Here is a 533-nt window from a genome sequence, read left to right as displayed (position 1 = left end):
GAACTCCTCCAAACACAAACTACATCTTTGTTTCTGGGATAACAAATTTTTGGCCGCTGGCCACCCTGATTCGACTTCTGGGTTTTACTGTCGGTGGTGCCGTTGGGTCGCTATTGACCCGAGATGTATCGCTGCGAGTATTCTTTATTTTCGCTATCGTCAGCCTCGTTTCTGCCCATTTCGAAGACGTAGTAGCGCCGGATACTGCTTCAATATTCAAGCTCTATATTTGGGTATTCGCGGGGCCCGTTGGGATGTGCTTTGGCATCGTCCTTGCGCGGCTTTTTGGTCGTGTCGCTCAGACCTGAATCTAGAAAGCTTCGGAGCTCCAGGGATGTCGGCCATCAGTCTGTAGACGCCTTGGCATCGCGGCAGAAGCGGTCATGCTGACATAAGTCTCAGTTTGATACGATTCCGATGACACTTCCATACATTATTCGTTGAACATCCATGATCCAAGGCGGAGCAATCATTGCTGATATCGAGCGTTTGCTCGAACTGTTTGCCGAGCTTTGCGACGACCGGGATACATT

1 protein-coding gene is annotated in these 533 nt (G+C 49.9%); it reads left to right on the top strand.

Going from position 1 to position 533, the window contains the following annotated elements; genetic code table 11:
- Window positions 1-308: hypothetical protein (locus AC1D1Y_RS26160; RefSeq protein ID WP_477684915.1), on the top strand; the 308-nt coding region annotated here is incomplete at its 5' end.
- Window positions 309-533: the final 225 nt, after the last annotated feature.

The sequence above is a fragment of the Polaromonas sp. P1_G1 genome (genome assembly GCF_056405595.1).
This window is presented reverse-complemented; position numbering and strand designations above follow the sequence as displayed.